The following is a 26,611-nucleotide window of genomic DNA, read 5'->3' on the forward strand; positions in this document are numbered from 1 at the left end:
TTATGCGCCCAATCGTAGCTCCCTTTCCCGCAGCACGCCTACGTCGTACGCGTAAATTCCATGCGATCCGCTCCCTTGTGCAGGAAAACACCCTGACCTCTGCAGATCTGATCTGGCCGGTATTCGTACGTGACGGAGACGGCATCGAAGAGCCAATTGAAAGCATGCCGGGCGTGATGCGCTACTCTGTGGACCGCGTTGTTGAAGCGGCAAAACGCGCCCATGATCTGGGCATCCCTGTGATCTGCCTCTTTCCGTATACAGATCCTTCGCTCAAGACTGAAGATTGCGCCGAATCTTGGAACCCTGAGAACCTATCAAACCGCGCCACACGCGCCATCAAAGCTGCTGTGCCAGAGATAGCGGTCATGACCGACGTTGCGCTGGATCCCTATAACATCAATGGCCATGACGGTTTTGTGGAAAACGGCGTGATCGTGAATGACCGCACTGTCGAGGCGCTGATCAAACAAGCTCTCAGCCAGGCCGAAGCAGGCGCTGACATCATCGGGCCGTCTGACATGATGGACAATCGTATTGGCGCCATCCGCGACGCATTGGAGGCGGCCGGCCATCAAGACGTCATGTTGATGAGTTACTCTGCAAAATACGCCAGCGCATTCTATGGCCCGTTCCGTGATGCGGTTGGTGCCTCTGGTGCGCTAAAAGGTGATAAGAAAACCTATCAAATGAACCCTGGCAATTCAGATGAAGCCTTGCGTTTGGTTGAACGTGATCTGCAAGAAGGTGCGGATATGGTCATGGTCAAACCCGGCATGCCCTATTTGGATATTTGTACGCGGGTAAAAGACACTTTCGGGGTGCCGACCTTCGCCTATCAAGTCTCTGGTGAATACGCGATGATCAAAGCCGCCGCTCAAAACGGTTGGATCGATGGCGAGAAGGCTATGTTTGAAAGCTTGCTTGCCTTCAAACGCGCAGGCTGCGACGGCATTTTGACCTATTTTGCACCAGAGGTGGCGCGGTCGCTTTCTCAGCACTAAGTCGCGCATAAGCCGAGCTTTAGATGACAACCTGCGGGGCATTGGCTATAATGCGCATAACGACCGCGAAAACGCGGCGAATTGCAGTTTATTTGGATACGGGCAAGACCATGAAAATGATGAACAGACGGACTTTCGCGATGACCGCATTGGCGGGCGCATCTGTGACCGCGGCCTGCGGCAACGGTATTGGCGGTAATGGCGGCGCAGCGATCGACGCGCGTGTGGATCAAACGCTGAATCACATGTATTCCCAATACCCCAACACCGTTGACTTAAAGGGCAAAGCAGCCGGCATGTTGGTCATGCCACTGGTAACCGAGGCTGGGCTGGGCGTTGGCGGCGCTTATGGCCGCGGTGCGCTTCTGGTAGATGACATTACGGTGGACTACTACTCCACCACCAAAGCCAACTTTGGCTTTCAGATTGGCGCGCAGCAATATGCTCATGTGCTCTTCTTCATGACGCAAGATGCTTTGTTGAATTTCCGTCGCTCTAACGGCTGGGCCGCGGGCGCAGATTTGGAATATGTTTTCACCGATCAAGGCGACAGCCTTGCGACGGAGACCACAACTCTGACAGCTCCGGTTTTGGCGGTCGTCTTTGGCCGCGCAGGCCTGCGAGTTGGCGCGACCCTGGAAGGCACCAAGTACACACGGATTATTCCGTAACCTTTGCTTCTTTTAACTTGTCGACGATTTGTGCGCCGCCCACTGGGCGGCGCACAACACTTTAGAATTGACTAAATCTTGGAGGTTTCTGCAGTAAATTGAATTCTAAACAAAAAATGCGGTTTTTGCGCATCATATGTCAGGTCGAATTCCATTTTCCGCATAAGTTAACGCACAAACATTGACGCAGATCACCCCCGGACGCTAAGCACCTTAAATAACAACATAATTCTTAATTTATGTCATCTGGGGGACTAAATGATTAAGACACTTCTACCTAATGCGCAAAAATTGCTTTGCGCAGGTCTAGCAACTTCGTTGATTTCAATTGTAGCAGCACCTGCACATTCGCAGGCAGTGGTCAGCTGCGATTCACTTGGTACCGTAACGATCGGTGGCTTTTACAGAGGCCTTGGCGAAGGCTCGAAAGTTTTCGATTCTGCAACCGTTATCCTCCGGGGTGTTAACGTCAGCATGAACTCAGGTGACACACTGAATTTTGCGTTGGCAATGGCATTAGAACCGGCGAGCACCGAAGCCACGGCAGAGCCGCCAAAAACCACGCGACCAGGGACAAACGTATCCGTGTTTTTTGACGGGAATAAGGGACTTGTTGAAGTACCAGGCTCCTTTACGGCGAATACAGATGGTGTCGCAGCGGTTGGTGCATACTCCGGCGCGACCACCGTAACTTGTACGCCAGCAGGCACTGCATCAAATCTGATCGATCCACAAGGTCAACCTCATGCAATCCAGACCGCACTGTTCAAGAACGCTCAGTCCCGTCGCGGGAATGGCGGTAACGTTGCCACCCAAAACAGCCTGTTCTTTGCGACACGTAACTTGATCAACGGCACATCCTATCAAGACACTCCAGAATTCAACGCTTGGCTTTCCTTAGAGGGTCGTCGTTTGGACGGCGACACTGATGGTTCAACCGTCGATCTGACTTTTGGCTTTGACCAAGAGATCGGCGACGGCACAATTGTTGGTGGCTTTGCGGGCTTTGGACATCAAAAATTTACCACAGCTGGTGTGACATCGACGGCAAAGTCTCCAGCGGTTGGGGCCTATGCATCCTTTACGCTTGGCACAGAACTGTTTCTTGATGCACACTTGGGTCTTGCGCGCCCTAATTATGAAATCGGCGTCGACTCCTTCGTTGCAGACCGACTGTTTGGTGGCTTGTCACTGAGCGGTCATATCGACACTGTAAAGGCACGTTACACGCCCTTCCTGACACTGCAAGCAGTGCAGGAAAAACGGCCAGCATATGCGGCGGTCGCGGCCAATACGATCCGTTCTAACTTGGGTACTCTTGGTCTTCGGGTGGACGCAAACCAGCCGTTCAGCGGCGGCTTAAAACCCTATGCAAGCGTTGCTGTAGATTTTTCCAAATCTAGCGATAGCACCGGTGCACAAGACGATTTCGTATCACCACGCATTGGCTTTGGCGGATCCTACGAAACCGGCGCGGGTCTTTTGCGATTTGATTTTGACTTGGGCAAAGTCGGAAGCAACACCCGGGATTACGGAGCCAATATTTCCTACGAGCTGAACTTCTAATTCAGATCAGCAAACTTATGATGCGCCGCCCACTGGGCGGCGTTTTCATTTCCGATTGAAAACAACCAGATAAGAACAAATCAAACTGCCTGGCGCATCACCAAAGTAAAGCTCATGGGCATTCCAATATCAGCAGCTTCAACATTCCACCAAAGGTTGGAAATATGCTTCGGTCGTTCTTCAAAATGCTCCAGTTGCAAGCCAGCCTTTACGCAGCTCATCAGAATATCGGACATTTTGTGATTGAATGAGATATTCGGCGTGGCTTCGTAGTGTTCGCCTTTAAAGTAGTCTAACCCGTCCTCATCCACGTAAGGCGCTTTTGTGAAATAGGACAGCTCGAAGTCAACAGGCGCGTCCGCCGGTCCTGGTTCCATCATCAACAAGACCGAGTGGTGTTCATAGATAAAGACAGCGCCACCTCGGCGCAGCAACAGCGCCACACCTGCCATGAAGGTATCTATGTCCGGCATCCAGCTGAGGACGCCAATCGTGATGATTACCAGATCAAATTCAGCGTGATACGTCGCTGGTAGGTCATAGGCGTCACAACAGACAAAGGCGACATCCTGCTGTGCGGCGGCCGCGATCTCGCGCCCTTGATCCAGAAACCCTGAGGCCGCATCAAAGCCAACGCAGCGCGCAGCCCCCATGTTTTTCGCCGAAATCAGCTCGATCCCGTTGTTACAACAGACCTGAGCAACATCTTTGCCGGTGATGTTGAGCGATTGCAGCATCTCGGTCGCGACATCGTCAAAACTCGAGTGCCCCGATGCCTTAAACGCTTTGATCAACCGCGCTTGATTATGCCGCGCATGAATGGGAGCAGCTTCCTCCCATGCGATCCGGTTTTGCGCGGTCACATCTTGCCGGTTTAATCTCTGACTCATCAGATGTCCTTTCGCTGCCCCTAGTCCAGCGCCCGCAACCGTTTAATCAAACTAGACGTATCCCAGCGTCCGCCGCCGATTTTCTGCACATCTTTATAGAATTGATCGACCAGTGCTGTCACAGGTAGGCTTGCGCCGGTTTCATCAGCGGTATCTAGACAAATACCCAAATCCTTGCGCATCCAATCCACGGCAAAGCCGTGATCAAAATGATCGTCCAGCATCGTTTCATACCGGTTGTTCATCTGCCAACTGCCCGCAGCCCCCTGAGAGATCACTTCGACAACCGCGCGTCCATCCAGACCGGCTTTTTCCGCAAAATGCAGCGCTTCAGAAAGGCCCTGCACCAGACCTGCAATGGCAATCTGATTGCACATCTTGGTCATCTGCCCTGCACCGCTTTCACCAATGCGACGACATATGCGCGCGTAGGTCTGCATCACAGGTTCGGCCGCGTCATAGGCGGGCTCATCCCCACCGCACATAATCGACAGGACCGCGTTCTCTGCCCCGGCCTGTCCGCCAGAGATCGGCGCATCGACAAAATTCAAACCAGCGGATTTTGCGGCTGCATAGAGCTCGGAAGTCACTTTGGCCGAAACCGTTGTGTGATCGACAAAGGTCGCGCCCTCTTTCATGCTGTCAAATGCGCCACCGTCGCCAATACAGACCTCGCGCAGATCATCATCATTGCCGACGCAAGCCATGACAAAATCTGCTCCTTCTGCAGCCTCTGCAGGAGTGGCTGCCATGGCCCCTCCGTGCTGCGCCACCCAGGCCTCTGCTTTTGTCATTGTCCGGTTGTAAACCGTGACCTCGTGACCTGCGGCCTGCAGGTGCCCCGCCATCGGAAACCCCATAACGCCCAACCCCAAAAACGCGACCTTCGCCATGTGCTTTCCCCTTCGGATATTTCGCAGTAATACTTGCGCATGATTTCTGGGGGGCAAGCTCCGCGTATGCAAGGCAATAAGGGCAAGTAATGGTAGTAATTTTCAAATGGCTCCTGAGAATCGTCAGCGGCCTTCTGATTCTGGGCGGCTTGACCATCAGCCTTGTGTACTTCTTTGCCTCCCGATCCTTGCCGGAATACGACAAAGACCTGCAAACGGGGTTTGTTTCTGCCCCCGTCGAAATTGTGCGCAACAATGCCAATGTGCCGCATATTTTTGGCGAACGTGACGAGGATGTTTTCTTTGGTCTTGGCTATGCCCATGCCCAAGATCGGCTTTGGCAGATGGTTACTCTGCGCCGCACCGCACAGGGTCGCCTATCTGAAGTCTTTGGCACAGCAACAGTCGATGTGGATCGGCTGATCCGTCGTTTGGACATCTATCCACTTTCGGTGCAATCTGTAGATGCCCTATCTGATGAAACCAAGTCCTTGATGACCGCCTACGCCAATGGCGTGAATACCCGTATCAATGAGGTTAATACCGAAGCCCTTGGGCGTGGTGCGCCAGAAATGTTCATGTTCAACGCCCCCATCGCCCCTTGGCGTGTGGCGGATTCCTTGTCCATTCAACGGGTTATGGCGTTGCAACTGGCGGGACATCTGAAAGAAGACGTGTTGCGCGCGCGTGTTTCTTTGCTGGTACCTGACGAAAAACGCTTGTCTGACATCATGCCTGACTTCCCCGGAACCGGCATCGCAGCACTGCCTGAGTACGCGGCCCTCGTGCCCGGTGCCAAACGGTTTGTCGAGGCCAGCCCTGCCGTACATCACCCGCTGTCCCCATTTAAGCCACGTGGACTGGCCGGTGCGTCCAACGCATGGGCCGCTGCAACATCACGATCCGCTTCTGGCGGGACTTTGCTGGCCAATGATCCGCACCTGCAACTCAGCGCCCCAGCGATCTGGTACCTAGCACGCATGGAGCTGTCTATGGGTGGTGTGATCGGTGGAACCATCCCCGGTATTCCAGCTGTCCTAACCGGACGCAGCGATCGTCTGGGCTGGGGTTTGACCTCTGCCTATCTTGATGATCAGGACGTGCTGATCGAAGAGCTGAACCCCAACAATCCAAATGAATACCGTACCCCAAACGGGTTTAAAGAATTCGAATCCCGCAGCTCTATCATCAATATCAAAGATGCCGCGCCGATCACTTTGACCCTGCGTTGGTCTGACAATGGACCGATCCTGTCGGGCAATCAGTTTGACCTGAAAACCATCACGCCAAAAGGTCATGTAGCTGCGATCAGCTGGACCTCGCTTAGCCCGAATGACACCTCGATGGAGGCCGCCATTGGCCTGATGTATGCCGACAACGTGCGCGGGGCCATTCGGGCCGCCGAAAAATACATTGCCCCAGCGCAAAACCTGACACTGGTGGATCGCGAGACCATCGCAATGAAAACCGTTGGCGCCAACCCGCGCCGTGCGGCCTTGCATCAATCCAAGGGCCGTTTACCCAGCCTTGGCTGGCGGCCAGAGAACCGCTGGCAGGGTCGCCTGCCCTATGCGTCCAATCCAGAGTTCATCTCTCCGATTGGTGGCATCGTGGGCAACACGAACAATAAGATCATCGACCGCGCCTTTCCGCTGCATATGTCCTTCACTTGGGGTGACAGCCAACGTGTGCACCGCTGGGAGCGCCTAATGCAGGGCCGTCAGGTGCATACGCGCGACAGCTTCATCGAAGCACAACTTGATACGGTCAGCTTTACTGCCCGCAGCCTGCTGCCTCTGGTGGCGGCAGACCTTTGGTTTACCGGTGAATCAGCACCCGATGGCACACCAGAGCGTCAACGTCAGCGCGCCTTAGCGTTGCTCGCCGAATGGAACGGCGAAATGAACGAACATCTGCCAGAGCCTCTGATCTATTCCGCTTGGATGCGCGCTTTACAAACTCGGATCATCAAAGACGAGCTGGGACCGCTGGAACCTGAATTCACGCATTTGGAGCCACTATTCATTGAACGCGTCTTCCGCGATGTGGACGGGGCAAGCGTCTGGTGTGACGTGATCCAAAGTGCGGCGACCGAAAGCTGCAGCGATATCGCGCGGCTGGCGCTGGATGACGCCATCATTTGGATCGAAGAAAAATATGGCCGTAACCTTGAAAGCCTGCGCTGGGGCGATGCGCACCAAGCGACCCATGATCACCAAGTCCTGGGCAAAGTCGCGCTGCTACGGAATTTTGTGAACATCCGCCAGTCGACCAGCGGTGGTGACAATACGCTTCAGCGTGGCAAAACCATTGGTCGTGGCCCCGATCCGTTCCTCAATACGCATTCCGCAGCTTACCGTGGGGTCTATGATTTTGCTGATCCAGACAGTTCAGTCTTCATCATTTCCACTGGCCAATCAGGCCATTTCCTGAGCCGCTATTATGATGACATGGCACAGCTGTGGCGGCGTGGGGAATATGTTCCGATGTCTTTGGATGAAGAGCTGGCACGTGCGGCCGCTGTTGGAATCACTCGGCTTCTACCTTAAGTCGGTGGTTAAGGAGCGAGGGGCAGCCCCTCGCAAACTTTAATATTTTAACCACAAGGAATATTAGAGCGTTTTAAATTTAGCAGCCTGGCGCGCGGTCCATTTGACAGTGATGTCAAAACCATTTTCGGTTTGCTCTTCTTGCTCGACGATGTTTTCCGCAAAAAGCCACGCGCGTTCTTTACCCGCTGAGAATGGCAGGTTCAGCGTTTCGATACTCACGTCGCCTTGCAGGCGATTTGTGACCTCTGCGAGCAGAAGATCGATGCCTTCGCCGGTGATCGCAGAGATTGAGAAGATATCTTCGCTACGCAACGCTTTCGCGTTCATGCCTTCGATATCGTCAGCATCCAACAGATCAATTTTATTCCAGACCTCAAGCTGTGGAATGTCTTCGTTCACACCCAATTGGCTAAGAATTGTCGCGACATCTTCGGCTTGGTTCTCGGTCTCTGTATGCGAGATATCCCGCACGTGAAGGATAATGTCGGCCGACAGCACCTCTTCGAGTGTCGCGCGGAAGGCGGCAACCAATTCGGTTGGCAGATCCGAGATGAAACCCACCGTGTCAGATAGAATGACTTCGGGGCCATCTGTCAGCTCAAGGCGGCGCATGGTGGGATCAAGAGTAGCAAAGAGCATGTCTTTGGCCAGCACTTCAGCACCCGTTACGCGGTTGAAAAGCGTGGATTTTCCGGCGTTGGTGTAGCCCACCAAAGCCACAATCGGATAAGGCACTTTGGCGCGTGCACCGCGATGCAACTCGCGGGTTTTAACCACTTTGGCCAGTTGCCGACGCAGACGCACCAATTGATCATCAATTGCTCGACGGTCAGCCTCGATCTGGGTTTCCCCCGGACCACCGACAAAGCCCAAACCACCACGCTGACGTTCCAGGTGGGTCCAAGCCCGCACCAAACGTGTACGCTGATATGACAGAGCCGCCATTTCGACCTGCAGCACGCCTTCACGCGTGCGTGCACGGTCAGAGAAAATCTCAAGGATAAGCCCGGTGCGGTCTAGAAGTTTAACCTTCCATTCCTTTTCCAAGTTGCGTTGCTGCACAGGTGTGACCGGGCCGTCAATCAAGACCAGCTCGACCTCTTCATCGTGCAGACGCGTCTTTAACTCTTCGATTTTGCCTTTGCCAAACAGCTTGCCCGGCTGGATCTTTTGCAGACGCACCACATCAGAGCCGACAACTTCAAGGTTGGGCAAGGCACCCGCAAGCGCAACCGCCTCTTCCAATGCAGAAGAGGCGTCGCGTTTTTGATCGGCTGATTTGACTTCGGGACGCAGCACCCAAGCGCGGGTGACATGCGTTTCATGTTCCATCATAGGATATCTTTACTCGGTATTGGAACCGGGCAGCAGGCTTATTGGGCGTCTTCGCCTTCATACAAGCTGATCGGTTGCGCCGGCATGATCGTAGAGATCGCGTGTTTGTAAACCAGCTGGCTTTGCCCATCGCGACGCAGAAGAACGCAGAAGTTATCAAACCAAGTGATTACACCCTGCAGTTTTACGCCGTTAATGAGGAAGATTGTGACCGGAACCTTGGTCTTACGTACGTGATTTAGGAATGCATCCTGGAGGTTCTGTCTATCCGAAGCCATTGCTTGTTCGCCTTTATTCTTCTTATGCCGCGGTTTGTATACTTTAGCGCGATTATGGAGCGAGTAAGACTAAGTTTCCACCCCCAAAAATCGCATCAATTCACTTAGTTCGCTGTTTCTGCGTCAGTTTCGCCACAGATTTGGCGACAAAAGCGCGATAATGGCAAGGGTTTCCAAGCGGCCAAGCACCATGGCTGCAGATAAGACAACTTTGACGCCCGCACTTTCCGACAGGATATCCACCGGAACAGAGACCGCACTTTGCGCCAAAGGCCCTGTCGTCGACAATGCCGAAATCGCAAGAACCAATCCATCTTGAAATCCAATTCCAAGCCCGGTCAGCAAAAGCGTGACACCCGCCAACGACAGCGCAAAAAGCATAAAGAACACCCAGGCAATGAGCGCCCCTTGGCGGCGAATACGCTTGGTGCGACTGCCAGATCCACTAATAGAGCTTGGATGCACCAAGCGCTCCATCTCACGCAAACCTTGCAGATAAAGAGCATAGACGCGCAGCAGCTTCACACCGCCCGCAGTTGTCGCAACACCGCCACCAATCATCGACAACCCAAGCAGGATCAACCCAGGTGTGCCAAGACCAGACCAGTTCTGCGCGGTTTCCCATTCAGCGCTTTCAAAGCCGGTTGTGGATAAGAAAGACAGGATGGTGAAAACGGCGCCCCATGCGGCTTTGAAAGCCGCAAGAACATTGGCTTCTTCATCCACTTCAATCGCGCCGTACCAATGGCGAAGCAGCAAGAGCGCGGGCACGATAGCCACCAAGAACAGGGCAAAACGGAACTCCGGATCCTGAAACAGGCTTTCGCGACGTGTCGCGCCAAGGTCAGTGGCAAAGGTCTGGCGCGATAGAGCAAAGAACAGGAAGAGAAAGACCAAAACCTCGCCCGCAAGACCCGTGGATGCGTTTTCAACGCCGCCGATGTTTGAAATACCACTGGTTGCCATCACTGACATGGCGTGGGTCATCGCCGTCAGAGATCGTTCGCCAATGACCATCAAAAGGATCCACAAGACCATGGTCAAACCAACGTAGATCGGCAGCAAATGAACCGCAGTGCGACGCCAACGTCGCCCAGCATCCAATCGTCCAAGCCGTTGTCCGTGCTCATTAAATTGGCCAAAATCTCCACGTGCGGAAACTTCAAAGCCACCAAGGCTCAATGGTGAAAACACCGCCACGGCCGCGACCCACATCATCATGCCACCCATCCAGCCCACAAGGGACCGCCACAGGTGCAGCGCCGGCGACAATCTGGATGGGTCATCGAACAGAACCAAACCTGTGGTGGTTAGACAACTGACCATCTCAAGGTAGGCGTTGAGAAAACTGGTGGTACGCAGAGATTCATAAAACGGAAAGGCCAGCGCAATTGGCAGCACCGTGTAGGCTGCAAAAAGCGCAAAGAGATAGCGTTGCAGACGTACGTTTTGCTCATCCGCTTGACGCATCGTGATGGCAATCAGCGAGGTCGCAAAAAGGGTAAGCAAACCGCTATAAAGAAAGCTGCGCGCAATATGGAAGTCTTCCAGTCGCAGCGCATAAATCGCGGGCAAAAACATCGCCAGCCCTGCAATCCCAGCGAATTGCAGTAAAAGTGGCATATTGTAGAAAGCCCGGATCATTGCGCGCTAGAAATAATCGATGGAAACCTGCAACAGGCGCTCCACCTCGCCGACGTCCTTGGACAGGGCAAAAAGCGCAATAATGTCGCCTTCATTAATCCGAGTGTCACCAACGGGCTTGATCAGCTCATCGTCTTTCATGATCCCACCCAGCAAAACACCTTCAGGGAAATCAATATCCCGCAGTTCTTGTCCTGCAATGGGTGAAGTCGAGAGCACCTCGGCTTCGATGATTTCCGCTTCGGCATCGCCAATCGAATAAACGTCCCGCACGCGACCATGGCGGATGTGGCGCAAAATGGACGACACAGTTGTGCCACGCGGGTTGATATGTGCGTCAATGCCCAAAGGCGCCATCAAAGGCACCAAGGTTGGGTCATTGATCAAAGCAATTGTCATCGGGCAGCCTTGGGATTTGGCGCGGACAGCTGACAGGATGTTGGTTTTATCATCGTCGGTGACAGCCAGTACAGCGTCAGCACGAGAAATCCCTGCTTCGCGCAGCAAGGCTGCGTCCATACCATCACCGTTCAAAACAATTGTGCGCTCCAACGCGTCAGCCGAGATCTCAGCGGTTTTACGATCTTTCTCGATCATCTTGGCACGGATCGCGCGGTTTGGCAGGGCTTCAAGCTCCTGCGCAACCATACGACCGACGTTGCCGCCCCCAATCAGGATCACCCGTTCTTGTTTGCGCGAGGTCTTGCCAAAGATCTCCATGGTGCGCTGGGTGTCACGCACATCAGTCATGATGTAGATGTCGTCACCAACAAAAAGCTGATCGCCCGGTTCAGGGGCAAAGAGTGTGCCGTCACGCCGTACACCGACCACAACAGCACGCAGCGTGGAAAAGAGGTCAGACAGCTGCCGTAAAGGCGTGTTCACCACTGGGCAGTCTTCATCCAGCACGATGCCGATCATCTGCATCTTGCCGTCTAGGAAGAATTCCGTATCAAAAGCTTCCGAAGCCGCGAGACGTTTCAACGCCGCTGCAGCGACTTCACGTTCCGGGCTGATCACAACCTCAATCGGCATGTGTTCACGGCGATAAAGGTCGGAATAAATCACGTCCAAATAAGACTGCGCCCGTAGGCGCGCGATTTTGCGCGGCACGTCAAAAACCGAGTGGGCCACCTGACAGGTCACCATATTGACCTCATCAGAATGGGTGGCCGCGATGATCATATCCGCATCCCGCGCCCCTGCCCGATCCAGCACATCAGGATAGCTCGCAAAGCCCGCCACGCCTTGGACGTCCAATGTATCCGTCGCACGGCGCACCAGATCTGGATTGTTGTCGACAACCGTGACGTCATTGCGCTCGTTCGCCAAATGACGGGCGATCTGCCAGCCCACCTGGCCTGCGCCGCAAATGATGACCTTCATACGTGCCTCCGCTTTCGTCGGACCCTTGGTTTGGCAGACCCCAACGGGGGCGTCAACGGCTTGATCAACAAGCCAATCTGCCCCTTATTCGACTTGATCCACGCTGGCGACGCGATTGCCTGCTTTGTTAGAGGTGACAACCCCAAGCGATTTCAGCTTTCTGTGAAGGGCTGAGCGCTCCATGCCCACAAAGGTCGCTGTGCGGCTGATATTGCCACCAAAGCGATTGATTTGGGTCAGCAGGTACTCACGCTCAAAGGCTTCACGCGCCTCGCGTAGCGGCAAGGTCGCCAAGGCACCAGACAACACAACGCGACCATCTTCTTCTGCAGGGCCTTCATTGCCGGGCAATTCTTTGGCTTCAATGTCGCCATTGCCATCCCCAAGGATCAACACACGTTCAATCAGGTTTTTCAACTGACGAACGTTGCCCTGCCAGGTCATGGTCTGCATCAGCGCAATGGCTTCTTCAGACAGTTTGCGCAGCGGCAGGCCTTGGCTGTCGTTGAATTCCGCAATGAAATGTTCGGCCAGAGTTGGGATATCCTCGCGGCGCTCTTCAAGCGATGGCACTGCAATGGGCACCACGTTCAGACGATGGAACAACTCCTGACGAAAACGCTCTGCAGCGATTTCTGCCGCGAGGTCTTTGCTGGTTGAGGAAATCACCCGCAAATCCACCTTCTGCGCATCGCTACCGCCGACACGGGTAAAGCTTTGATCCACCAGAACCCGCAGGATTTTCGACTGCGTGCCCATCGGCATATCAGCCACTTCGTCAAAATAAACCACACCGCCATTTGCCTGTTCCAGCAAACCCGGTTCCACACCCCGTTCTGCAGTTTCGCGGCCAAATAAAACCTCTTCCATGCGTTCAGGTTCCACACCTGCGCAATTCACGGTGACAAAGGGCGCAGAGGCCCGATTGGAATGGGCATGAATGAAGCGTGCGGCCACTTCTTTGCCTGAACCCGCCGGCCCACACAGCATGACACGGCCATTGGATTTGGTGACTTTTTCCAAGTTGGACACAAGCATTTTAAAGGCTGCGCTTTGACCAATCATCTCGGTCGATTTGTTGTCTTGTCGCTTGAGCGCATGATTTTCCTGCCGCAGACGGCTGGTTTCCATCGCACGACGGATCACCACCATCAGCTGATCGATGTTAAAGGGCTTTTCGATGAAATCATAAGCGCCCTGTTTGATCGCTGCGACCGCGATTTCGACATTGCCGTGACCTGAAATGATCACCACCGGCACTTCAGGATAATCGCGCTTCACAACCTTCAGGATGTCGATGCCATCCATGTTGCTGTCTTTCAGCCAAATATCGAGGATCATCAGCGCGGGCTGTTCCGAAGTCACCTGCTGCATGGCCTCATCACTGGTGCCCGCCAGCCTTGTCGTAAAGCCTTCGTCCTCAAGAATATCCGAGACGAGCTCTCTGATATCGCGTTCATCATCAACGATCAGAATGTCACCTGACTTACCACCCATGGTCTTTCCCCCAACCTATTCATTACTCTCGGCAACTGCCGCACTTGTTACAGGCAGAGTGATCTCTGCCATTGCCCCAAAATGGGCATTTCCTTCGAACACCGGCGCATCCAGCAGCGCCAATGTGCCGCCATGTTCTTCGATGATTTTCTTCACAATCGGCAGGCCCAACCCAGTCCCTTTGTCACGTGTCGTGACATAGGGCTCAAACAGTTTGGCCCGATCTTCTGGTAGCCCAATACCGTTGTCCGCAATGCGGATCACACAATCGCTGTCATTCAGGGTCAAAGAGACCCGAATTTCTGGTTGCAAATCTTTGGGTCCATCTTTGTTTTGCAAACTTTCGATGGCCTCGCCTGCGTTTTTGATCAGGTTCGTCAATGCCTGGCCCAGCATGGTTTCATCTGCAAACCCATGCACTTCATGTGTCGGAAAATTAGACACAAATTTCACATTCGGCTGGCCGGCCTCTTGCAAAACAACAGAATCCTTCACGAGCCTTGCGATATCTACATCCCGGCGCTCAGGTTCTGGCATCCGGGCGAATTTAGAGAACTCATCAACGATACGTCGAAGATCATTGGTTTGACGCACAATAACATCTGTCATTTGATCCAGCTTCTCTGAATCGTCGCCAACACGCGGTGAAAATTTCCGTTTGATCCGCTCAGCAGACAGCTGAATCGGTGTCAGCGGATTTTTGATTTCATGTGCAATGCGACGCGCCACATCACCCCAAGCCGCCATCCGCTGCGCGGTAACTAGGTCTGTGACCTCGTCAAAGGCCACTACATAGCCTTCCAGCGCCCCATCTTCACTGCGACGCCGAGCAATGCGCACCAAAAAGCTTTCAAGCTTGCCATCACGCAGAACTTTGATCTCTTCCTGCGCAACTTCAGACCCTGAATGACGCAACGCTTCAAATACTTCGGTGAATTCCGGGATGGCCACACTTAACGGCACCATGGATTCATGCTGCGCACTGTCCAGTACATGTTCTGCAGAGCGATTCAAAAAGGTAATGCGTCCTAGAGGATCCAAACCAATCACACCTGACGTCACTGAACCTAGTACAGAATCGAACAGTCGCCGCCGACGTTCAATCTGGTCGGTGTTTTCCAGCAGAGTGGCGCGCTGGCCTTTCAACTGCCGCGTCATCTGGTTGAAGTAGCGTCCTAGCATGGCGATTTCATCATCGCCCTCTTCTTCGATCACCTGAACATCCAAGTCACCGCCGCCCACTTGCTGGGCCGCATCGGTTAAACGTCCGACAGGGCGGCTCAGGCGCTCTGCAAACATCAATCCCAACCAAGTCGCGGCCAAAATCAAAATGACTGCAAATCCCATGTAGATCAAACCAAAGCGGATCAGGAAATCGCCCCGTTCATTTTCCATCTGGCGATAGAGCTTGGCAGATTCTTTGGTTTCATCAAGAAGGCTAAAGATCGAAGCATCCACATTGCGGCTGACATAAAGGTAGCGATCCATAAACCCTTCCAGCTTGACCAATGCGCGCAGCTCACTTTGCTCAAGATCACGGATAATGACCAATTCACCGGTATTGGCCGTGGCCAATTGATCCTCAGTCGGGTGTTCAAAATCAAAAAGGTAAGATCGATCGCCACGTGCAATAAGTTCTCCACTGCCGTCAACGACAAAGGCCTCGCGCAGTCCACGTTGCACCAATGATTGTGCTTGGCTCAACGATTCACGAAAATCACCTGTGCGGACTATACTCGAATTTGTCTGCCGACTTGCCGTCATAAAGGCCGCAACCGCAATAGCATCCGTTTCAAGACCACTGATATGCTCAGCCTCGTAAGCCTCCGCCGCAGCCACCGAACTGCCAACCACCTTACTGACACGATCAGAAAACCAACCTTCTAAACCCAGGCTAATTGTTAGCCCGGCAAAAATCGCCATTGTCACCGCTGGCGCCAAAGCCATCAAAGCAAAGGCACCGGTTAAACGAAGGTGCAACCGGGATCCCGCCGACTTCGCGCGGCGAGAGGCTATCATACGCACCACACGGTGCATCACCAGCGCGGCGACTAATAATACATAAACCAAATCGGCAAGCAGAATGGAGCGCAGCGCGTCAGACGAGCTCCCTTGTTGCAGAGGTCCAAAGACGTAAAACGTCATCGCTGCCAAAATCGGCCCCAAAATCACCAACCCATAGGTGGCGAGATTCTGCGCACGACGCTGGCGCCTTAGCCGCCTGAGGCGGATCCAATGTGATGTTTTTGCCCGGGTTGCCACCCGTCGCCCCCAATTGATTTTGCGCCCAACGGGCGTATCCCTGCTATATATAGTGGGCGAACTGGCTTATGAGGCCAATTCGCCACGCTATGTGGCAGTTTTACATCAACTTGCGGCGGCGTGTCACGTGAATATCGAGGTCGGTGATTTTCTTACGCAAAGTATTTCGGTTGATCCCCAGCAGATCAGCGCATTTTGCTTGGTTTCCGCCAGTTGCATCCAAGGCAATCTCGATCAGTGGCATCTCAATTTCTTTGAGAATACGACCATACAGACCCGGCGGCGGTAAGATGTTGCCATGCAGATCAAAATAGCGACGAAGATGACGCTCAACAGCGCCGGACAATTTTTCGCTTTCTCCGCCTCCCAAAAGAGGCACCGCCTCGGGCTGACCGCCCAAAATCGACTCCGCTTCAGACCGCGTAATTTCTTCGCCACGCGCAGTCAGAATCAAACGCTTTACTGCATTCTCAAGCTGACGCACGTTGCCTGGCCAACTATAGGCACGGAACAATTCACGGGCTTCTGCAGAAAAGATGCGCATTGGCCCGCCATCGCGTTCTGATCTCATCAAGAAATGCTCGATCAGCAGCGGAATATCATCAACCCGCTCACGCAGACTTGGCACATGAAGCCCAGCTCCGTTCAATCGGTAGAACAAATCTTGGCGCACTTCACCCTTTTCAACCATTTCCATCAAATCGCGCTGGCTGGTTGCCATAAAACGAGGAGCGTGCTCACTAGGATTGTCGATCATCCGCACCAAGCGGGCCTGATCTTCATCATTAAAATCACTGACCTCATCAAAAAGGATCGTGCCCCCTTTGGCGCGCGCAAAGATCCGTGCGGGGCCTTCCAGATCACTGATGTCTGCCTTAGTCACTGTGATAAACGGCAAGTTCCGGCGATCAGAGAAATCATGAATTTCCTTTGCTATCAAAGATTTGCCAGTTCCGCTCTCACCAGAAATCAATACTGGTAGATCCGTATTCATAACGCGCGCCACAACGCGGTAGAGCTGCTGCATCACCGGCGTACGGCCAACCAATGGCAGTTCTTCCGGCCGTTCGCTTTCAGTAGATTGCTGCGCAGATACAACGCGTTTTTGGTTCAACGCCTTCCCGGTACGCTTCATCAGGTCTGGCAAATCAAACGGCTTAGGCAAGTAATCATATGCATCCGCCTCCGCCGCCTGGATGGCTGTCATAATGGTATTCTGCGCTGAGATGACGATGACCGGCAGACCAGGTCGGTCCTCAGAGATCTTAGGCAGCATCTCAAGGCCATTGCCATCTGGCATGGCAACGTCGGTAATCACAACGTCCCCTTTGCCTTCGCTGACCCAACGCATCAGAGTGGTCAGCGAGCTGGTCGCATGCACCTTACAGCCTGCGCGGGTTAAGGCTTGGGTCAAAACGGTTCGGATTGTGCGGTCGTCATCTGCGACGAGTACGGTGCCATCCATGGTTTAGCTCTCCTCTGGAGGGACAAGGTCCTTTGGGGCCCTTGGGAGTGATAATCTAAATACGGTGCGACCCGGGATTGAATCGACAGAGATCCAACCGCCGTGGTCCGACATGATTTTGCTGACAAGCGCGAGGCCGAGCCCGGTGCCGTTTTCCTTGCCTGAAACAAAAGGATCAAAGATATCACCTTTGATGGCTTGTGGTAGTCCGGGGCCGTCATCTATTATTTCAATTTGCAGGGGCAAAGATTGCCCGGTGCCGTCACTGCGACGCAACTTGAAGCTATGTTCAAAATAACTTCTCATGCGGATTGTTCCCTTACTTTCAGCAGCTTCTGATGCATTCTTCAACAAATTCAGAATGACTTGCAGCAGTTGATCCGCATCACCTAAAGCAAATGGTAATGAGGGATCGTAATCCTCGACAATGGCCATATGCCCGCCAAATCCCAACAGTGCAGATTTACGGGCACGGTCCAGAACGTCGTGCAGATTAATGGCGTTTCTTGCAGGCGGCTGGAGGTTTCCAAATTGCTCAACTTGTTCCAGCAGCTTCACAATGCGGCGGCTTTCTTCGACGATCAGATCCGTCAGTTCCAGCTCTTCTTGTGGCAGGTTCATCGACAAGAGCTGCGCCGCACCTGTGATCCCCGCCAACGGGTTTTTAATTTCATGTGCTAGCATTTCAGCCATGCCAATCGCTGATTTTGCAGCACTTTTAACGGTATCAGACTTATTCACGCGACTTGCGAGCTCTCGTGGAGAGATCAAAATGATCATATCCCCATCGCCGTCGCTGATTTGCGCAATCTGAACATTGCACTGCAATGGAGGTGCATTGCCAGTGCCGACGTCAACATCGTTCACAAACAATGGAGTTCCCTGCGTACGAGCACGCTCAAATGCATCTTCTAATGGCGCATCCACAGCAATGCGATCCCAGACGGGGACACCGCGCAATGATTTTGCTGATGCATTCAGAAAACTTTCCGCCAAACCATTGATGTCGGTGATTTCATCCTGAGCATTAACCAAGACCGCTGGTACTGGCAACGAAGCCCAAAGAGACGCATTATCGATCATGCCGCAGTCCTTTCATCCGAAGATGCCAAAGCACGTGGCAACAATGCTAATACTTCAGTTGGAGATTTCGCCGTAAGAACTTGATTTCGCGCCACCTTATTGGTTTGCACGTGATCCATATACCACCCCAGATGTTTCCGCGCGACACGCAAACCCAGCGGCATTCCGTAAAATGACAACATCGCCTCGTAATGCTTTGATACCATATCAATAAATGCATTTTCAGTTGGCACTTCCGGGGCTTTGCCTCCAAACACCTTTGCCGCGACCTGAGCAAGCTTCCAGGGCTGCCCCTGAACACCGCGGCCCATCATGACGCCGTCAGCACCCGATTGCTTCAATGCGCGATTAGCCGTTTCAGCATCCACAATGTCACCATTGGCGATCACCGGCACCGAAACTGCATCTTTCACAGCTCGGATGGCATGCCAATCGGCCTGCCCCTTATAAAACTGACATCGGGTGCGCCCGTGAATCGTGACCATCTGAATGCCCGCATCCTCTGCGCGTTTGGCAAGTTCTGGTGCATTCAAAAGCCGGTCATCCCAGCCAAGGCGGGTTTTTAGGGTAACCGGGACAGTCACCGCGCCCACAACAGCCTCGATCAGGGTCAACGCGTGATCCAAATCGCGCAGCAACGCAGAGCCTGAGGCCCCAGCACCGCTGCTGCTGGTCACTTTTTTCGCCGGGCAGCCCATATTGATATCTATGATCCGGGCGCCACTTGCCTCTGCAAACCGCGCAGCTTCCGCCATCCAATGGCCTTCACAGCCTGCAATCTGCACAGACGTTCCTTCTACACCAAATCCAAGCTCTGCCTTTTCGCGCACACCGGGTTTGGCGTTCAGCAGGTCCTGAGAGGCAATCATTTCAGACACAACAAGCCCTGCCCCAAACTCTGCAACAAGTTCGCGAAACGGCAGGTCTGTGATTCCCGCCAATGGGGCCAAAAATACAGGCGGCTCTAATGTCAGATCTCCGAGGCGAATGCTCAAACGTCTATTCCTTGTCACTTACGCTCAATTTAAGGAGGATTCGGGGAGCCCTCAACGTATTCAAGCGGGATTTTGTATCAAAAAGATGCAAATGCCTAATTTTTAATCAGATGCAAGGGGGTAATTGCGTCTTCGAGCGGCAGCCCATAGACAGGCTGCATGACCTATTCGGATAAAAAATCAGCAGCGAATTTGATCGCGACGGTCGGTGGCACCGGTTATTTGAAACCAGCACCCGGCACTTGGGGCTCTGCAGTTGCGGTCGTCCTTGCACTGCTTTTGCACTTTGCAGGTGGATTTCCAGCCCTATTGATCGGCACCATTTTGGTCTTTCCGCTCGGATGGTGGGCAACTGCAGTTGTGACGCGCAATCAAGAAGACCATGACCCAAGTGAAGTTGTCATTGATGAGGTTGCCGGTCAGTGGATTGCCCTTCTGGTCACCAGCTATGGCGCATGGCATTTGAATGCCAATCCATTGGATCTTTATCCCGGTTGGATTGCGGGTTTTATATTCTTCCGACTGTTTGACATCACCAAACCCAACTTGATTGGCTGGGCTGATCGTCGCGGTGATGCCCTGGGCGTTATGCTGGATGATGTGATTGCAGGTGTCTATGCCGCCATTGCGACGGGTCTTCTCGCCATTCTATTCCACGTGGTGATGTGATGCCTTTGGCAGCAGAGGTTCTGGATCTTGCTAAAACAAAAGGCCTTATGATCACGACCGCAGAAAGCTGCACGGGCGGACTGGTTTTTGCGGCGTTAACGGACGTCGCCGGTTCATCTGCCGTGATGGATCGCGGATTCATCACCTACACCAACGATGCCAAACATGAGATGCTTGGCGTCAAACGCCAAACCCTTTCAGCCTTTGGCGCAGTGTCCGAAGAAGTCGCAAAAGAGATGGCAGAAGGCGCCCGCGCGCGCAGCAATGCTCAGATTGCAGTCTCGATCACCGGCATTGCGGGCCCCGGCGGATCAGATCATAAGCCCGAAGGCCGTGTTTGTTTTGGCGTCACTCACAACACCGAAACAATTACAGAAACGATCGAATTTGGGGCGCTTGGCCGTGAAAATGTGCGGAATGCGGCGCAGAATCACGCCTTAAAGCTGTTACTAAACGCCACTTCGCAATACTGATGCAAAAATAAGCATACACCCAATCTAAGCGCACATTTTTTAATCAATTGCCAAATTGACCTTATATTAAGCATCCTATGACTGCTTGCTGCTTTGTTTTGCACCCGACTTCCGCTTTGACCGCTTGCAACGGAACACTTCTAAGAAGGAACGGGACAATGAACGGAGCGGATACCGCTTGGATTATCGTTGCCACAGCCCTGGTGCTGTTTATGACCTTACCGGGTCTGGCTTTGTTTTATGGTGGCCTTGTGCGCGCGCGCAACGTGCTGAGCGTCTTTATGCACTGCTACGCCATCGCGTGCTTGATGAGCGTCTTGTGGCTGGTCTTTGGCTACTCCATCGCATTTGGCAGCGGCACCTCTGGCTATTGGGGCGGTCTGGACAAGATGTTCTTATCGGGCATCACCGCTGACACGCTGTCGGGCACCCTGCCTGAAGTACTGTTCTTTGCCTTCCAAATGACATTCGCCATCATCACCCCAGCGCTGATCGTTGGTGCCTATGTTGAGCGCATCGGATTTGGCTTTGTGATGCTTTTCTCTGCTCTGTGGATGCTGCTGTGCTACGCACCGGTTGTTCACTGGGTTTGGGGCGGTGGCTTCTTGGCTGACGGCGGCATCTTTGGTGAAACCGGTGTACGTGACTTTGCTGGCGGTATTGTGGTTCACGAGACCGCAGGCCTGGCGGCACTCTTGTTGGCTGTCGTGCTTGGCCCACGCAAAAACAAAAACACCCCGCCACATGCGCCTTGGATGGTCATGATCGGTGCAGCGATGCTTTGGGTTGGCTGGTTTGGCTTTAATGGCGGTTCTCAGCTGGCAGCAGATGGCGGCGCAGCGATGGCATTGACCGTCACACATATCTCTGCGGCAACCGCGTCTTTGACCTGGGCTGTTTGGGAAAAGATCAAATACGGTAAAGCGTCTTTGGTGGGTCTGGTCACCGGTACGATTGCTGGTCTGGCATCCATCACTCCAGCCTCTGGCTTTGTTGGTCCGGTTGAAGCACTGATCATCGGTGCGGTCGCAGGTGTCCTCTGTCAGGAAGCTGTGAACCTGATCCGCAACGGTCTGAAAATCGATGACACATTGGACGTATTCGCAGTCCATGGTGTTGGCGGTATCTTTGGCACAATCATGATCGCTGTCTTTGGTGCAGGCGCTTGGGCGGCTCAGCTGGGTTCGCTGGTGATCGTTGGTGTCTTCACTGTGGTTGTGACTTTGGTTCTGATCTACGTGGTGAAAGCGATCACTCCTCTACGTGTTGACGAAGAAACCGAAACCAACGGTCTGGACCTCGCGGTACACGGCGAGCGTGCCTACGACGTGAGCTCGTAAGCAGCTTCACATACTTTAGATTTGGGCGGCCTTCGGGTCGCCCTTTTTTCTTGCGAGCGGCCGACCTCAAGACATTGATGTGTATCAAGGCGTGAAAATGCCAGAATTCCTAAGCTGAACAGATAATCACATTAGGAGTACTACAATGTTCAAGAAGATTGTTGTTGGTTTAGATGGCTCCGAAACTTCTGAAAACGCCCTGAGAGCCGCCTGTGATCTGGCACACGCCAGTGGGTCCAAGATTTATCTAGTTCATACACCCCAACCGCAAACCGTAGCTTTCGCGATGGGCGCAGTTACCGGCTATCATGCCGTCACCACAATGCCTTCTGATGCAGAAGTCGTGGCGGCTGCGCAAAAGGTCATCAACACTGGCAAGGCCATTGCCCAGGAATTTGGTCAAGACATCACTGAAACGCATCAACGCCGAGGTAATCCAGTGGATGAAATCATTGCCTGCGCCGAAGCTTGCGATGCTGATTTGATTGTCACTGGACGACGGGGATTGGGAAGTATTGAAACGCTTATTCATGGCAGTACCGCGCAAGGCGTAGCCCATAAGGCCAATTGCGCTTGCCTTACCGTCATTTAGGTGGCGAAAAAAACTGCTGCACCCTGTTTCCAAAGCGCGGAAATGAGTAGAACCGCTCGCCTTTCCCCTATTCTCTACCCACTGACTTCCTAGGGTGGGTGCGCCGCATAAAGGGAGCGGCGGTCAGTAAGGGAATGGTATAATGAGTAAGCAGGTTGCCGAATTCATCGGCACGTTCACATTGGTTCTGTTGGGCTGCGGGGCCGCGGTTATCGCTGGCGCAGAGATTGGCTTCACCGGGATTAGCTTTGCCTTTGGGCTCGCGTTGATTGGTATGGCCTATGGCATCGGCGCTGTGTCGGGTTGCCATATTAACCCGGCGGTTTCACTGGGTATGGTGGCGGCTGGCCGTATGGAGATGTCAGAGGCCGTCAAATACATCATCGCGCAGATTGCAGGCGCTGTGGTGGCTGCCTTGGTCTTGCTGATCATTGCAAATGGGACGGCTGATTATTCCGTGTCCGAAAATGGACTTGGTCAGAACGGCTGGGGTGAAGGATATCTTGGCGAATATGGGTTCTTTTCTGCCTTTGTGTTCGAGTTTGTGGCGACCTTCCTCTTTATGGTGGTCATCCTTGGCGCGACAAGCGCGTCAGCCCCTGCTGCGATCGCAGGCCTGGCGATTGGCTTAACGCTTGTGGTCATTCATTTGGTTGGGATCAACATCACCGGCGTCTCCGTGAACCCAGCACGCTCAATTGGGCCTGCGTTATTTTCGGGCTGGTGGTCTATCGCACAGCTGCCAATGTTCATTGTTGCCCCAGTTTTGGGCGCGCTTGCAGCGGGCTGGCTGTTTAAATCAGACCTTCTGACAGTCGAAGACGAAGATACGTCGCCATCTGATGATCAGACCGCCCTGCACGCAGAGTGCAATGCTTTGAAACAAGAGCGCGATCAGCTTGCCGCAGATTTAGCAGCATGTCGGGCGACATCCGCGATGGCATCAGACACAACAGGCACAGGTGAAAAACCGGCCAGTCTGTCCGGGCCACGCGGCGGCGCAGCCGATGATCTGAAGCAAATCAACGGCGTTGGCCCTGCAATGGAAAAACTGTTGCATCGCTTAGGGTTTTACCACTTTGACCAAGTTGCAGCCTGGACACCTTCTGAAGTCATGTGGGTTGATGAAAATCTAGAAGGCTTCAAAGGGCGCGTCACACGCGACAATTGGGTGGAACAAGCCAAGTCTTTAGCTGGCAAATAATCAAACGCCTGCGGTTGCCGATCTAACATTTAGATTGGCAACTGCGCTTTGCTTAAACCGTGCCGTAAAGGTCTGCAGCACGCTTCTCAAACGCCTTCACAATACGCTGCATGGCTTCATTGAACACCACACCGATAATGCCCTGTAAGATCGCATTTTTGAATTCAAAATCGACATAAAATGATACTTCACATCCGCCCTCTACATCCTTGAAATCCCATGTGGATTTGAGAAATTTAAAGGGCCCATCCAAATATTCAGAATCGATACTTTTCTGGTCCGGATGCAACAGGACTTTCGATCCGAACCGTTCGCGAAACACTTTGAAAGAGATCACCAAATCCGCCAGCATCAACTCTGCATCGCCCTCGGGCGTACGAGACCGAATACGCGCGGCTGCGCACCACGGCAAAAACTTGGGATAATCCGCAACATCTGCCACCAGATCGTACATCTGTTGCGCCGTATAGGGCAATTTCCGGGTTTCTGAATGTGATGGCATATGGTTTTTCTGCTCGGATCGTCATAGACAGTGCTCGCCCATTTCGTATGCTGGGCGCGGAAAATCAAGAGGGCAGCATGACACAGCCAGATTATGTGATCGATCAAATGATCTCAGCCAAGAGCATTGCAGCGCGGATCGAAGGGCTGTGTGGTGAAATCCAAAGCGAATTCAGCGGTACAGACAAATTGGTCGTGGTTGGCCTGTTGCGCGGATCCTTTGTGTTTATCGCCGATCTGGTGCGCGAATTGGACCTGCCCGTCGAGGTCGATTTCCTTGAGGCGTCTTCTTATGGCAATGCTATGGAAAGCAGTCGAGAAGTGCGCATTCTCAAAGACTTGCGTGGCGAGATTGAAGGACGTGATGTCCTTGTGGTCGAGGACATCGTCGACACTGGCCACACCCTGCATCAGGTGAAACACCTTCTGGAAAGCCGCTCTCCGCGCAAGATGAAAACCATTGCCTTACTGGATAAACCGAGCCGCCGCGAGGCTGAAGTGCGTGCCGATTGGATTGGTTTTGAAATCCCTGATGAATTTGTTGTCGGCTATGGCATCGACTATGCGCAGCGCAATCGCAACCTGCCGTTTATTGGCAAAGTTCGGTTTGTCGAATGAACCCGCGTTGGTTGATGAAAATGGCGCTTTGGGCGCGCAACCCGCCCTCTAAACGGCGTATCCAGATTGTCATTTTTGCAGTGGTTTGCACCGCCATCTTATATGGATTTGAACAGTATTTCGGCTGGCCCGAAGCGCTGACCGCCGAGAAAATCGGAAATAAAGGCCTGCGCTAAAGGGCTGTCTTCAACTAAATGTGACAATTTTCTAGGTCTCGACACTTCGATTTTACAAAAGTCGGGGTAAGGTGACGTCATAGAATAACGATTTTAGGGAGAAAGCCATGAAACGCCGTATTATGACCGCCGTCCTCGCCATCACGGTTGCAGGATCCGCCTTTGCGGCAGGTCACGCAGACAAAGCCATCCAAGGTGCAATCAAAGCCCGCCAAGGTCAGATGCAACTTTATTCCCACAATCTGGGCATTCTGGGCGCCATGGCGAAAGGCGAAGTTGAATATGACGCGGCGGCGGCTTCTGCTGCAGCCAACAACCTGAAAGCGGTCGCAAATCTGGACGCGATGACGCTTTGGCCACAGGGCTCTGACATGGACAGCGCGGAAAATACGCGCGCCAAGGCGGAAATCTGGACAACCTTCCCTGCTGTTATCGAAAACTCCAAAGCAATGAGCGACGCTGCCAATGCGATGGCAGACGCTGCAGGCAAAGATCTGGCGTCTCTGCAAGCGGCGATGGGCCCGGTTGGCGGCGCATGTGGCTCTTGCCACAAAGCCTTCCGCGGTAAGTAAGAGATCATCGCAATGGCCCGCCTTTTTCGTTTCCTCATCGTCATGGGGCTTGCGGGCCTTGCGGCTTTCTATGTCATCACCATCCCGCGTGGGGTGGATGAAGCGCGATTTGTGGGCCTGACCGGCGACACAACACGTGGTGCAACGGTGTTTCACGCCTCGGGCTGTGCCTCGTGCCACACCGAACCTAAGGCTGACTTTTCACAAACACCCATCTTGGCCGGCGGGCAAAGCTTCCCGTCAGATTTCGGTACGTTCTTAGCCCCCAATATCTCGCCCAGCGTGGAGCATGGGATCGGAGATTGGACTCTGCCTGAATTTGCCAACGCCGTTCAGCGCGGGGTGTCACCGGATGGTAAACACTACTTCCCCGTCTTTCCTTACACGGCATATGCGCAGATGACCGAACAGGACATTGCAGACCTGAAAGCCTTTATGGACACTCTGCCCATCAACGACACACCAAGCCAAGCGCATGAGGTTGGTTTTCCATTCAATATCCGCCGCACGCTTGGCGGCTGGAAATTACTCTTTGCAGGCAATGATTGGGTTTTACAGGATGCAGATACGCCAGAGCTGATCCGTGGGCGCTATCTGGTAGAAGCCCAAGCCCATTGTGGCGAATGCCACACGCCACGCAATGCTTTAGGTGGGCTTGATCGAACTGCATGGCTGACCGGTGCGTTTTTACCGGGTGAAGGCGAGGTGCCGGGGATCACCCCAGCCGGACTGGATTGGTCACCAGAGGATGTCGCCTATTATTTAGAAACCGGGTTCACGCCAGATTTTGACAGCGCAGGCGGGCCAATGGCGCATGTTGTTGAGAACATGGCACAATTGACACCCGACGATCGTCTGGCGATCGCAGCATATCTGCAAGCACTCGCGCCATTACCCCAATAGAACCCCAATAAAAAACGGCGCCAGTTGGCGCCGTTCAACTCT

Annotated in this window: 25 protein-coding genes; 13 read left to right on the forward strand and 12 right to left on the reverse strand. The window is 53.4% G+C overall.

Annotation, left to right across the window (positions count from 1 at the left end; genetic code table 11):
* Positions 1 to 2 precede the first annotated feature (2 nt).
* The 3 genes from hemB (at position 3) to JXQ85_RS12265 (ending at position 3,241) form a co-directional block, all read left to right on the forward strand.
* The gene (gene hemB, locus JXQ85_RS12255) at positions 3 to 1,004 is read left to right on the forward strand and encodes a porphobilinogen synthase (protein ID WP_421749220.1); all 1,002 of its coding nucleotides are present in this window, start codon (positions 3 to 5) and stop codon (positions 1,002 to 1,004) included.
* 110 nt (positions 1,005 to 1,114) lie between these two features.
* Positions 1,115 to 1,675, forward strand: coding sequence for a YSC84-related protein (locus JXQ85_RS12260; RefSeq protein WP_421749221.1), 561 nt, complete (start codon positions 1,115 to 1,117; stop codon positions 1,673 to 1,675).
* 258 nt (positions 1,676 to 1,933) lie between these two features.
* Positions 1,934 to 3,241 (forward strand): autotransporter outer membrane beta-barrel domain-containing protein, encoded by a 1,308-nt coding sequence (locus tag JXQ85_RS12265; protein WP_421749222.1) that lies wholly within the window; start codon positions 1,934 to 1,936, stop codon positions 3,239 to 3,241.
* 80 nt (positions 3,242 to 3,321) lie between these two features.
* Here JXQ85_RS12265 and JXQ85_RS12270 read toward each other — a convergent pair whose 3' ends face one another.
* A complete protein-coding gene (locus JXQ85_RS12270) occupies positions 3,322 to 4,131 on the reverse strand; it encodes a class I SAM-dependent methyltransferase (protein WP_421749223.1) in 810 nt (269 codons plus the stop codon).
* A gap of 20 nt (positions 4,132 to 4,151) precedes the next feature.
* Positions 4,152 to 5,024, reverse strand: coding sequence for an NAD(P)-dependent oxidoreductase (locus JXQ85_RS12275; RefSeq protein ID WP_421749224.1), 873 nt, complete (start codon positions 5,022 to 5,024; stop codon positions 4,152 to 4,154).
* Between the two features lie 89 nt (positions 5,025 to 5,113).
* Between JXQ85_RS12275 and JXQ85_RS12280 the strand changes: the two genes are divergently transcribed.
* On the forward strand, positions 5,114 to 7,573 hold the full coding sequence (locus JXQ85_RS12280) for a penicillin acylase family protein (protein ID WP_421749225.1): 2,460 nt from the start codon (positions 5,114 to 5,116) through the stop codon (positions 7,571 to 7,573).
* 63 nt (positions 7,574 to 7,636) lie between these two features.
* On the opposite strand, the gene hflX is transcribed toward JXQ85_RS12280, so the two are convergent.
* From hflX to dusB, 9 genes are all read right to left on the reverse strand, one after another.
* Positions 7,637 to 8,908, reverse strand: coding sequence for a GTPase HflX (gene hflX, locus JXQ85_RS12285; RefSeq protein WP_421749226.1), 1,272 nt, complete (start codon positions 8,906 to 8,908; stop codon positions 7,637 to 7,639).
* Positions 8,909 to 8,949: 41 nt separating this feature from the next.
* Positions 8,950 to 9,189, reverse strand: coding sequence for an RNA chaperone Hfq (hfq, locus tag JXQ85_RS12290; protein ID WP_058314310.1), 240 nt, complete (start codon positions 9,187 to 9,189; stop codon positions 8,950 to 8,952).
* A gap of 123 nt (positions 9,190 to 9,312) precedes the next feature.
* Positions 9,313 to 10,812, reverse strand: coding sequence for a TrkH family potassium uptake protein (locus JXQ85_RS12295; protein WP_421749227.1), 1,500 nt, complete (start codon positions 10,810 to 10,812; stop codon positions 9,313 to 9,315).
* 27 nt (positions 10,813 to 10,839) lie between these two features.
* Entirely contained in the window at positions 10,840 to 12,219 is a 1,380-nt protein-coding gene (gene trkA / locus JXQ85_RS12300; RefSeq protein WP_421749228.1) for a Trk system potassium transporter TrkA, read from the reverse strand.
* An 84-nt stretch (positions 12,220 to 12,303) separates the two neighbouring features.
* Positions 12,304 to 13,716, reverse strand: a complete 1,413-nt coding sequence (locus JXQ85_RS12305; RefSeq protein WP_421749229.1) for a sigma-54-dependent transcriptional regulator — start codon at positions 13,714 to 13,716, stop codon at positions 12,304 to 12,306.
* Positions 13,717 to 13,731: 15 nt separating this feature from the next.
* Complete coding sequence (locus JXQ85_RS12310; RefSeq protein ID WP_421749230.1) at positions 13,732 to 15,978, reverse strand: ATP-binding protein; 2,247 nt, start codon at positions 15,976 to 15,978, stop codon at positions 13,732 to 13,734.
* Between the two features lie 100 nt (positions 15,979 to 16,078).
* Positions 16,079 to 17,443, reverse strand: a complete 1,365-nt coding sequence (locus JXQ85_RS12315; RefSeq protein WP_421749231.1) for a response regulator — start codon at positions 17,441 to 17,443, stop codon at positions 16,079 to 16,081.
* A gap of 3 nt (positions 17,444 to 17,446) precedes the next feature.
* A complete protein-coding gene (locus JXQ85_RS12320; protein WP_421749232.1) occupies positions 17,447 to 18,526 on the reverse strand; it encodes a two-component system sensor histidine kinase NtrB in 1,080 nt (359 codons plus the stop codon).
* Complete coding sequence (gene dusB / locus JXQ85_RS12325) at positions 18,523 to 19,521, reverse strand: tRNA dihydrouridine synthase DusB (RefSeq protein WP_421749233.1); 999 nt, start codon at positions 19,519 to 19,521, stop codon at positions 18,523 to 18,525. The genes JXQ85_RS12320 and dusB overlap by 4 nt, the downstream gene beginning before the upstream one ends.
* A gap of 159 nt (positions 19,522 to 19,680) precedes the next feature.
* On the opposite strand from dusB, the gene JXQ85_RS12330 reads away from it, so the two are divergent.
* The 5 genes from JXQ85_RS12330 (at position 19,681) to JXQ85_RS12350 (ending at position 23,799) form a co-directional block, all read left to right on the forward strand.
* On the forward strand, positions 19,681 to 20,190 hold the full coding sequence (locus JXQ85_RS12330) for a phosphatidylglycerophosphatase A (protein ID WP_421749234.1): 510 nt from the start codon (positions 19,681 to 19,683) through the stop codon (positions 20,188 to 20,190).
* On the forward strand, positions 20,190 to 20,663 hold the full coding sequence (locus JXQ85_RS12335; RefSeq protein ID WP_421749235.1) for a CinA family protein: 474 nt from the start codon (positions 20,190 to 20,192) through the stop codon (positions 20,661 to 20,663). The genes JXQ85_RS12330 and JXQ85_RS12335 overlap by 1 nt, the downstream gene beginning before the upstream one ends.
* 158 nt (positions 20,664 to 20,821) lie before the next feature.
* Positions 20,822 to 22,003 (forward strand): ammonium transporter, encoded by a 1,182-nt coding sequence (locus JXQ85_RS12340; RefSeq protein ID WP_421749236.1) that lies wholly within the window; start codon positions 20,822 to 20,824, stop codon positions 22,001 to 22,003.
* Positions 22,004 to 22,148: 145 nt separating this feature from the next.
* Positions 22,149 to 22,595, forward strand: coding sequence for a universal stress protein (locus JXQ85_RS12345; protein WP_421749237.1), 447 nt, complete (start codon positions 22,149 to 22,151; stop codon positions 22,593 to 22,595).
* 142 nt (positions 22,596 to 22,737) lie between these two features.
* Positions 22,738 to 23,799, forward strand: coding sequence for an aquaporin (locus JXQ85_RS12350; RefSeq protein WP_421749238.1), 1,062 nt, complete (start codon positions 22,738 to 22,740; stop codon positions 23,797 to 23,799).
* A 52-nt stretch (positions 23,800 to 23,851) separates the two neighbouring features.
* Here the strand turns inward: JXQ85_RS12350 and JXQ85_RS12355 are convergent, their stop codons facing one another.
* On the reverse strand, positions 23,852 to 24,301 hold the full coding sequence (locus JXQ85_RS12355; protein WP_421749239.1) for a type II toxin-antitoxin system RatA family toxin: 450 nt from the start codon (positions 24,299 to 24,301) through the stop codon (positions 23,852 to 23,854).
* 77 nt (positions 24,302 to 24,378) lie between these two features.
* Between JXQ85_RS12355 and hpt the strand changes: the two genes are divergently transcribed.
* The 4 genes from hpt to JXQ85_RS12375 all read left to right on the forward strand — a co-directional run bounded on the left by hpt (position 24,379) and on the right by JXQ85_RS12375 (position 26,569).
* On the forward strand, positions 24,379 to 24,918 hold the full coding sequence (gene hpt, locus JXQ85_RS12360; protein ID WP_421749240.1) for a hypoxanthine phosphoribosyltransferase: 540 nt from the start codon (positions 24,379 to 24,381) through the stop codon (positions 24,916 to 24,918).
* On the forward strand, positions 24,915 to 25,094 hold the full coding sequence (locus JXQ85_RS12365) for a hypothetical protein (RefSeq protein ID WP_421749241.1): 180 nt from the start codon (positions 24,915 to 24,917) through the stop codon (positions 25,092 to 25,094). The genes hpt and JXQ85_RS12365 overlap by 4 nt, the downstream gene beginning before the upstream one ends.
* A 107-nt stretch (positions 25,095 to 25,201) precedes the next feature.
* Entirely contained in the window at positions 25,202 to 25,666 is a 465-nt protein-coding gene (locus JXQ85_RS12370) for a c-type cytochrome (RefSeq protein ID WP_421749242.1), read from the forward strand.
* 12 nt (positions 25,667 to 25,678) lie between these two features.
* The gene (locus JXQ85_RS12375) at positions 25,679 to 26,569 is read left to right on the forward strand and encodes a c-type cytochrome (RefSeq protein ID WP_421749243.1); all 891 of its coding nucleotides are present in this window, start codon (positions 25,679 to 25,681) and stop codon (positions 26,567 to 26,569) included.
* Positions 26,570 to 26,611 lie beyond the last annotated feature (42 nt).

This window comes from Cognatishimia sp., from assembly GCF_049116455.1.
GTDB lineage: Bacteria > Pseudomonadota > Alphaproteobacteria > Rhodobacterales > Rhodobacteraceae > Cognatishimia.

Excerpts from the sequence above, each read along its gene's own strand:
- hemB (WP_421749220.1), top strand. The coding sequence starts at position 3 with ATGCGCCCAATCGTAGCTCCCTTTCCCGCAGCACGCCTACGTCGTACG.
- JXQ85_RS12260 (WP_421749221.1), top strand. The coding sequence starts at position 1,115 with ATGAAAATGATGAACAGACGGACTTTCGCGATGACCGCATTGGCGGGC.
- JXQ85_RS12265 (WP_421749222.1), top strand. The coding sequence starts at position 1,934 with ATGATTAAGACACTTCTACCTAATGCGCAAAAATTGCTTTGCGCAGGT.
- JXQ85_RS12270 (WP_421749223.1), bottom strand. The coding sequence starts at position 4,131 with ATGAGTCAGAGATTAAACCGGCAAGATGTGACCGCGCAAAACCGGATC.
- JXQ85_RS12275 (WP_421749224.1), bottom strand. The coding sequence starts at position 5,024 with ATGGCGAAGGTCGCGTTTTTGGGGTTGGGCGTTATGGGGTTTCCGATG.
- JXQ85_RS12280 (WP_421749225.1), top strand. The coding sequence starts at position 5,114 with ATGGTAGTAATTTTCAAATGGCTCCTGAGAATCGTCAGCGGCCTTCTG.
- hflX (WP_421749226.1), bottom strand. The coding sequence starts at position 8,908 with ATGGAACATGAAACGCATGTCACCCGCGCTTGGGTGCTGCGTCCCGAA.
- hfq (WP_058314310.1), bottom strand. The coding sequence starts at position 9,189 with ATGGCTTCGGATAGACAGAACCTCCAGGATGCATTCCTAAATCACGTA.
- JXQ85_RS12295 (WP_421749227.1), bottom strand. The coding sequence starts at position 10,812 with ATGCCACTTTTACTGCAATTCGCTGGGATTGCAGGGCTGGCGATGTTT.
- trkA (WP_421749228.1), bottom strand. The coding sequence starts at position 12,219 with ATGAAGGTCATCATTTGCGGCGCAGGCCAGGTGGGCTGGCAGATCGCC.
- JXQ85_RS12305 (WP_421749229.1), bottom strand. The coding sequence starts at position 13,716 with ATGGGTGGTAAGTCAGGTGACATTCTGATCGTTGATGATGAACGCGAT.
- JXQ85_RS12315 (WP_421749231.1), bottom strand. The coding sequence starts at position 17,443 with ATGGATGGCACCGTACTCGTCGCAGATGACGACCGCACAATCCGAACC.
- JXQ85_RS12320 (WP_421749232.1), bottom strand. The coding sequence starts at position 18,526 with ATGATCGATAATGCGTCTCTTTGGGCTTCGTTGCCAGTACCAGCGGTC.
- JXQ85_RS12330 (WP_421749234.1), top strand. The coding sequence starts at position 19,681 with ATGACCTATTCGGATAAAAAATCAGCAGCGAATTTGATCGCGACGGTC.
- JXQ85_RS12335 (WP_421749235.1), top strand. The coding sequence starts at position 20,190 with ATGCCTTTGGCAGCAGAGGTTCTGGATCTTGCTAAAACAAAAGGCCTT.
- JXQ85_RS12340 (WP_421749236.1), top strand. The coding sequence starts at position 20,822 with ATGAACGGAGCGGATACCGCTTGGATTATCGTTGCCACAGCCCTGGTG.
- JXQ85_RS12345 (WP_421749237.1), top strand. The coding sequence starts at position 22,149 with ATGTTCAAGAAGATTGTTGTTGGTTTAGATGGCTCCGAAACTTCTGAA.
- JXQ85_RS12350 (WP_421749238.1), top strand. The coding sequence starts at position 22,738 with ATGAGTAAGCAGGTTGCCGAATTCATCGGCACGTTCACATTGGTTCTG.
- JXQ85_RS12355 (WP_421749239.1), bottom strand. The coding sequence starts at position 24,301 with ATGCCATCACATTCAGAAACCCGGAAATTGCCCTATACGGCGCAACAG.
- hpt (WP_421749240.1), top strand. The coding sequence starts at position 24,379 with ATGACACAGCCAGATTATGTGATCGATCAAATGATCTCAGCCAAGAGC.
- JXQ85_RS12365 (WP_421749241.1), top strand. The coding sequence starts at position 24,915 with ATGAACCCGCGTTGGTTGATGAAAATGGCGCTTTGGGCGCGCAACCCG.
- JXQ85_RS12370 (WP_421749242.1), top strand. The coding sequence starts at position 25,202 with ATGAAACGCCGTATTATGACCGCCGTCCTCGCCATCACGGTTGCAGGA.
- JXQ85_RS12375 (WP_421749243.1), top strand. The coding sequence starts at position 25,679 with ATGGCCCGCCTTTTTCGTTTCCTCATCGTCATGGGGCTTGCGGGCCTT.